Origin of the sequence: Bacillus sp. JJ675, from assembly GCF_036963165.1 — a bacterium.
Lineage (GTDB): Bacteria > Bacillota > Bacilli > Bacillales > Bacillaceae > Bacillus > Bacillus glycinifermentans.
On the sequence record NZ_JBALMR010000051.1, the window covers coordinates 21,965 to 29,068 of the forward strand.

Here is a 7,104-nt window from a genome sequence, read left to right on the forward strand (position 1 = left end):
TTGAAGCAAATGAAGGAAGATCAGACGGTTTGTAGAATTATTGGAGGATAGGTTTTGAAGAAGGAGTGTAACAAATGGCGGATACTCTTGATTTGAACGAATCTTTATATCTGCAAAACCAGCTGAAAAAACTGAAGCGGGAAAACGAAAAGCTAAAGGCGGATTTGTATCAGTATGAACTGCTGTTCAACGGAACGCTGGACGCTATTTTTATTTTGGATCAACGAATGAACATTGTTCAGGCGAATGATGCCGCCTGCAAAATCTTGCAAAGCCAGAAAAAGAACGTGCTGAACCGTTCGGCGCTCGATTTTTTGCACGCTGTTCCGCCTGAAGAATTAGAGCAAAACGTCGAGCGGTTTTTGAAGCGGGGATATACGAAAAAAGAAGCCGCGATCAGGTTGGATAACGGCTCAGTCAAATATATTGAGTTTACGGCGAACAAAGGAATAAGGGATGATTGCTTTTTTGTCGTAATGAGGGATATTTCATCAAAAAAAATATTGGAGCGCGAACGCACGATCAATGAAAAGCTGTTTAAGGATTTGTTTCACAGGGCTGTTGAAGGCATCGTGATCTTTGACAATCAGGGCCGTTTTATCGATGCCAACCAATCGTTTTGCCAAAGCTTCGAAATCGAAAAAGACGAGCTGTCCAAATTGAGACTTTCGCAGTTCGTTTCCGCAGAAAACGCCGGAAAGCTCGACAAAATTTTGAGCGCTTTGTTCAGGAAGGGAAAGGCTAAAGGCGAACTGCCCGTGCGGCTGAGGTCCGGGAAAGACAGGCTGTTTGAGCTGACGATTACATCGAATATTTTAAACGGTTTTTATATGTCGATCATGAGGGACATCACCGAAAAACGGTCGATGGAAAAACAGCTGTTTAAAAGCGAAGAGCGGTTTCGGGAAGTGTTCGAAAATGCGATGGATGCGATCATTATTTTGAACAATAACGGCCGGATCGTAAAGGCTAATCAGTCGGCCTGCAAAATTTTCGAACTGCCGATGGAAGAGCTTTTACATAAAAGGATCAAAGATTTTATCGATAAATCCGATGAGCGGTATCTTTTCATTCAAGAGCAATATGATGAAAAAGGGGAAATCAGGGCAGAGCTGCTGTTCCGCATGGCGAACGGGCAATATAAAGAACTTGAGTTCACGTCGAAGCGCATCATGTTCGGCAGCCAGGGCTTAATGATTTTGCGAAATGTGAGCGACCGGAAGCGGATGGAAAAAGAGCTGCGGGAAAGCGAGCTGAAATTCAGGAAAGTCTTCAACGGATCAATGGACGGGATCGTTCTTTTCGACAACCGATACGACATTATCGATGCGAATCCGCAAGCCGGAAACATTCTCAGCATCCCTCTTGAACGGCTAAAAACTGCAAATCTTCTTGACGCCATCTCCGGATATCAAATAGAAAATGCAGCCTCTCCGGCAAAAGCCATTTCTTTGGAGGAAATGGACAATGACATTCCATTTCTGTTAACCGACCAAAACCGGATCTTAGAATTTTCATTTAAGCGAAATATCATCCAAAATATGAATCTGGCGATGCTCAGGGATGTGACGGAACGAAAGGAGCTGGAAGAACGGCTCCGCAAATCTGACACGCTTCATGTCGTCGGGGAGCTTGCGGCGGGAATCGCCCATGAAATCCGCAACCCGATGACCGCTTTAAAAGGATTTATCCAGCTGTTAGAAGGAAGCATTCAAGAGGAACACTCCCTATACTTCAATGTGATCACATCTGAATTAAAACGGATTGAATCGATTATTACCGAGTTTCTGATTCTCGCAAAGCCGCAGGCGATCATGTACGAAAAAAAGGATATTGTGAAAATCATGCAGGACACGATGGATCTTCTGCATGCACAGGCAAACCTGGACAACGTTCAGATGCACCTTGACACTAATGGCCAAATCCCCCTCATCTATTGCGAGCCGAATCAGCTCAAGCAGGTATTCATCAACATTTTGAAAAATGCAATCGAAGTCATGCCTGACGGCGGCAATGTCTACGTGTCAATCAGGCCGAAAGACGGAGACCATATCGTCGTGTCGCTCACAGATGAAGGGATCGGGATGACGGAGGATAAATTGAAGCGGCTCGGGGAGCCTTTTTATACGACAAAAGAACGGGGGACTGGACTTGGGCTTATGGTCAGCTATAAAATAATCGAAGAACACAATGGAAAAATTGAGGTCGAGAGCGAAGAAGGGAAAGGTACGACATTTCACCTGACCCTCCCGATCCGGCAGCAGCATGAAGAGGAGGTTTTATAGCGTTATGGGCTTTTACAGCGAGGTCAGCTCGCCTTTTGGACAGGCATACATTGTCGAGCAAAACGAACATATTACACACTTGATTTTTGAAAAAGAAGAATTGGACAGCATGAAAGCGGAAGATCCTGATCTTGCACATCAGGAAACGGCGTTATTGCAGCTTGCAAAACGCCAGCTGACGGAATACTTCAGAGGAAAGCGGAAAGCGTTCACCCTTCCGATGCATCAAGAGGGGACGGTTTTCCAGAAAAAAGTGTGGGAAGCGCTGCTTTCCATTCCTTACGGGGAATCGCGGAGCTATTCCGACATTGCCGAGGCAATCGGCCATCCGAAAGCGGTCCGCGCAATCGGCCAGGCGAATAAAAAGAACGCGCTGCCGATTTTCATTCCCTGCCACCGCGTGATCGGAAAAGACAACACGCTGACCGGCTATGCCGGCAATGAAACAGACAAAAAAGCGATTTTGCTTGAGATCGAAAATATTCCGTATAAAGGAAAATAATCGGCGTATGCCGTTTCTTTTTTTCGCTTGCGACATATCATTTTATTAAGCTAAAAATGTTGGCCGCGGTGAAAAGGAGGACGAATAGATGAAACTCATCCGCCCGCAAAAAGTTGCAGGATACGCTGAATTGTTCGTCAAACTGCATGTCCTTACGAAAGAACAAAAAGACGATATTATTCAATCGATAAAAAACCGCTAAAGCAGCCTGATCAAAGGACTTTAGCGGTTTTAGCCGAAGAAAACAGCGCGTCGATTTCCTCTTCGAATCTGTCGGTGATGATCCCCTTTTCCGTGATGATCCCGGAAATAAGATGATGGGGCGTGACATCAAACGCCGGATTGAATACGGGCACCTCTTTCGGAGCGATTTGCGCACCGGCGATTTGTCTGACTTCATCGGGATCGCGTTCTTCAATCGGAATGTCGTCGCCGGTTGAAATCGATGGATCGAAGGTTAACAGAGGAGCGGCGACGAAAAAAGGAATTTGAAACGCTTTGGCTAAGATCGCCAAACCGTACGTCCCGATTTTGTTTGCCGTGTCTCCGTTTTTGGCGATCCTGTCGGCTCCGACGATGACCGCCGAAATGTTTTTTTCTTTCATCGTGTGGGCAGCCATGCTGTCGGTAATGAGCGTGACGTCTATTCCGCCCTGCATCAGCTCCCATGCCGTCAGGCGTGCACCCTGCAAAACGGGACGGGTTTCGCATGCGTAAATGTGGAGATCGAGATCTTTTGTTTTTGCCAGATAAAATGGGGAAAGCGCTGTTCCGTATCTGCTTGTCGCGATCGAACCCGCATTGCAGATCGTCATGATGTTATCGCCCGATTTAAACAGTTGAAGTGCATTTTGTCCGATTTGACGGCACGTTTCTTCATCTTCAATCTGGATCTGAATCGCCTCATGAACGAGGTCGGTTTTTGCTTCATTGACCGATTTCGCTCCTTCCGCGCTTTTTACAAGCCGCTTGAGCGCCCATGACAAATTGACGGCCGTCGGCCTTGCCTCGTTCAATTTGTCTCTTATGTTTTTGACTTCTCGAAGGAATTCGGATACATCCTCTGTTTCGATGCTTTGGGCAGAGAGAGCCAGACCGAAAGCCGCAGTGATTCCGATCGCAGGCGCGCCGCGGACTTTCAAGGTTTTGATCGCATCATAAATGTCTTCCTTTGTAGTTAAATGAAGATATTCCGTCTTTTCCGGCAGCTTTTGCTGATTTAAGATTTTGACTGATGTATCCTCCCACTCCACAGAGCGGGGCACAGCGAATTGCTCTGACATGTCATTCACTCCTAAAAGCTTGTTCTAAAAACGCATTGATCAAGTCCTTCGGCGTCCGGTATTCTTTGCGTTTTTTGATTAATGCTGAACCGATGTTCAAGGCGAGCCTTTTTTGGCTGATCCGTCTGCTGAATGGAACGATCGTTTCAAGATCAGCTACATGAGCCAGACCGATCGTCCGGCGGATCATTTCGCATCCGGCAAAGCCGGCTGCGTCTTCAAACGCTTTTTTCAGCGTGTCTTCAAGGTATTCCGGCGCATTCCGGTATGTGAAGAGGGCGTCTTTTTCCCACGCCTCGCTGAACGTTCTGCTGAACGTCTCCCATACGGTTTCCACATGGGCGAATAAAGGGCGGCGTTCCGCTTCTTCACGGGCGAGCGCATTTAGCAAGAGGTTGGCGATAAACTGTCCGATGTCAAATCCGATCGGCCCGAAACAGGCAAATTCGGGATCGATTACTTTTGTTTCCGCATCTCCGGCGAAGATGCTGCCCGTGTGCAAGTCACCGTGAATAAGCGTTTCATGAGAGGTGATGAAACGTTTTTTTAATGCCGCCGCTTCGAGCCTCAGCGCATCATCCGCCCATATCTTTTTCGCATCATCGCGAAGCTCCTGTTCAAAATCGTTTGTCTCATGATCCAAGAAAGGATCTGTGAACACGAGGCTTTCCGTGATATCGCATAAATCCGGATTTTCAAATTGCTTGGCAAGCCGTTTTTTGACTTCTGGATCGAGCGCATAATCGGAGGAATAAAACAAGGTTTTTCCGAGAAATTCTCCGATATCCCGCGACAGATTCGGGTAGTTTTTGCCTTCGATCAGACCTTTTCTTGCAATTTTCAGGCTTGAAAGGTCTTCAAGCACGGTTACGGCAAGCTCCGTGTCCGAATAATAAACCTGCGGCACAAGATGCGGGGCGTGTTCAGCCTGCCTGATCAGCGCGCTGCTTTCAATCCTTGCCCTGTCGAGCGACAGCGGCCAGCTTTCGCCGACGACCTTTGCATATGGCACGGCCTGTTTGATGATCAGCCCTTTGTTCTGCTCTTTATCGTACACATGGAATACAAGATTCAGGTTTCCGTCCCCGATTTCCCGGCACGTCAAGGTGCTTTTGCTTGAAAACAGTCCGAGGCGGACGGCAAGAGCAGCAGCGGAGCTTTCTGTCAATGTTTCGTATACAGCGGTTTTCGTTACGGTCATATTCGTTCCCTCCAAAAAATAAAAAGCCTCTTTCTCAGTGAGAGAAAGAGGCTTTATCGTCGTGTCTGCCTCTCTTATCTCTCAGAATGCAAATCTGATGGAATTAGCACCGTGCCCTAGCGGCGCAAAACTTGCGCCCCATTTCACAATGGTATTACGGTCGGTTGCTGTTGGGGTCATTAGGCCAGTCCTTCACCCAACTCTCGATAAGAGAAATCGATATAAAATTTTAAAATTTCAGTCGGTCAGTTGCTGAAAATGTTACCAGCATCGCGGTTTCTTTGTCAATACTTTTTAATATAAATCTTTGCGGATGTCTTCGAAAACCGGAATGTGCCCCCTCGTTTTTGCAATGTCATCAAGATCAATTTCCGCTCTGATCACCGTGTCTTCACGTCCGGCTTCTGAGAGTACGTGTCCGAGCGGGTCGATGATCATGCTGTGGCCCGCAAATTCGTTTGCCGGGTCTTTTCCGGAGCGATTGCAGGCTGCGACAAAGCACTGGTTTTCGATCGCTCTCGCCGTCAAAAGAGCACGCCAATGATCGAGGCGGGCCAGCGGCCATTCAGCTGAGACAAAGATGATGCCGGCTCCTTTTGAGGTGTGCTTCCTGATCCATTCCGGAAAGCGGATGTCATAGCAGATGAATCCCGCTGCTTTTACGCCTTCAAGCTCAAAACTGCCGTCAGCTGATCCGGAAGATAAATAAAGATGTTCATCCATGAGCTGAAAAAGGTGTGCTTTGCTGTATTCTTTGACGAGTTGTCCGTGTTTGTCCGCGATGTACATCGTATTGTACACGCCGCTTTTTTTCTTAACGGCGACAGAGCCGCACACGATGTGGACATCGTTCGCTTTTGCCGTTTGCTGAAGCCACTTTTTCGTCTGCACTCCCTCATCGTCTCCGATTTCGTCGAGACGTTTTAAATCATATCCCGTCGTCCAAAGCTCGGGAAGGATTACGATGTCCGAGCGCCGGCTTTCAGCTTCGATCAGCCGGCTCGCTTTTTTGAAATTTTCGGAAGGATTTCCGTACGATATATTGAATTGCAGGCAGGAGATCGTCCATTTCAATTTGAGCCACCTCATTTTTTACTTTACATTTTACTTTTAACAATATATGATGATGGACTATCATTTCAAGAATTTTTCAAAGCGGGTGAAAAAAATGAAATTTGAGTTTTCTGATGTATTGAAGCAGCTTCCGGAGCAGTTTTTTGCTTCTTTGGTTAAAAAGGTGAATGAAAAAATTGCGGCCGGGTGCGATGTAATCAATCTCGGCCAGGGAAATCCGGATCAGCCGACACCGGCTCACATTGTAGATGCCATGACGAAAGCGGTCCGAAATCCCGAAAATCACAAATATTCGTCGTTTCGTGGCAGCCGTTCACTAAAAGAGGCGGCAGCCGAATTTTACAAAAAGGAATACGGCGTTACCCTCGATCCTGAAAAAGAAATCGCTGTATTGTTCGGGGGAAAAGCCGGGCTTGTCGAGCTGCCGCAATGCCTGCTGAATCCGGGGGACACGGTGCTTGTTCCCGATCCGGGATATCCGGATTATTGGTCAGGCGTTGAGCTCGCGAAAGCGAAGATGGAAACGATGCCGCTTTTGGAAGAAAACCGTTTTTTGCCTGATTACGGCCGAATTCCGGCAATCGTGAAGGAAAAAGCGAAGCTGATGTATTTGAACTACCCGAACAATCCGACAGGAGCCCAGGCGACGCCGGCGTTTTTTGCAGAAACGGTCAAGCTCGCCAAAGCGCACGGAATTTGCGTTGTCCACGATTTCGCCTACGGGGCGATCGGCTATGACGGAAAAAGGCCGGTCAGCTT

General features: G+C 47.4%; 7 protein-coding genes and 1 riboswitch. Of the genes, 4 read left to right on the forward strand and 3 right to left on the reverse strand.

Annotated elements, in window-relative coordinates:
• Nucleotides 1–74 precede the first annotated feature (74 nt).
• The 3 genes from V7126_RS14035 (at nucleotide 75) to V7126_RS14045 (ending at nucleotide 2,989) form a co-directional block, all read left to right on the forward strand.
• Nucleotides 75–2,285, forward strand: a complete 2,211-nt coding sequence (locus V7126_RS14035; RefSeq protein ID WP_046132286.1) for a PAS domain-containing sensor histidine kinase — start codon at nucleotides 75–77, stop codon at nucleotides 2,283–2,285.
• A 4-nt stretch (nucleotides 2,286–2,289) separates the two neighbouring features.
• Nucleotides 2,290–2,787 carry a methylated-DNA--[protein]-cysteine S-methyltransferase gene (locus V7126_RS14040; RefSeq protein ID WP_175076257.1) on the forward strand — a complete coding sequence of 166 codons (498 nt, stop codon included), beginning with the start codon at nucleotides 2,290–2,292 and terminating at the stop codon, nucleotides 2,785–2,787.
• An 88-nt stretch (nucleotides 2,788–2,875) separates the two neighbouring features.
• Nucleotides 2,876–2,989, forward strand: coding sequence for a hypothetical protein (locus V7126_RS14045; RefSeq protein ID WP_232517654.1), 114 nt, complete (start codon nucleotides 2,876–2,878; stop codon nucleotides 2,987–2,989).
• Nucleotides 2,990–2,999: 10 nt separating this feature from the next.
• Here V7126_RS14045 and mtnA read toward each other — a convergent pair whose 3' ends face one another.
• The 3 genes from mtnA to V7126_RS14060 form a co-directional block, all read right to left on the reverse strand.
• A complete protein-coding gene (gene mtnA / locus V7126_RS14050) occupies nucleotides 3,000–4,070 on the reverse strand; it encodes an S-methyl-5-thioribose-1-phosphate isomerase (protein WP_335497659.1) in 1,071 nt (356 codons plus the stop codon).
• Nucleotide 4,071: 1 nt separating this feature from the next.
• Nucleotides 4,072–5,271 (reverse strand): S-methyl-5-thioribose kinase, encoded by a 1,200-nt coding sequence (gene mtnK, locus V7126_RS14055; RefSeq protein ID WP_175076255.1) that lies wholly within the window; start codon nucleotides 5,269–5,271, stop codon nucleotides 4,072–4,074.
• Between the two features lie 71 nt (nucleotides 5,272–5,342).
• Nucleotides 5,343–5,484: riboswitch (SAM riboswitch) on the reverse strand.
• 81 nt (nucleotides 5,485–5,565) lie between these two features.
• Nucleotides 5,566–6,345, reverse strand: a complete 780-nt coding sequence (locus tag V7126_RS14060; protein WP_175076254.1) for a carbon-nitrogen family hydrolase — start codon at nucleotides 6,343–6,345, stop codon at nucleotides 5,566–5,568.
• 94 nt (nucleotides 6,346–6,439) lie between these two features.
• Between V7126_RS14060 and V7126_RS14065 the strand changes: the two genes are divergently transcribed.
• Nucleotides 6,440–7,104 (forward strand): aminotransferase class I/II-fold pyridoxal phosphate-dependent enzyme (locus tag V7126_RS14065; protein WP_335497660.1); only part of this gene is annotated, 665 nt, incomplete at its 3' end.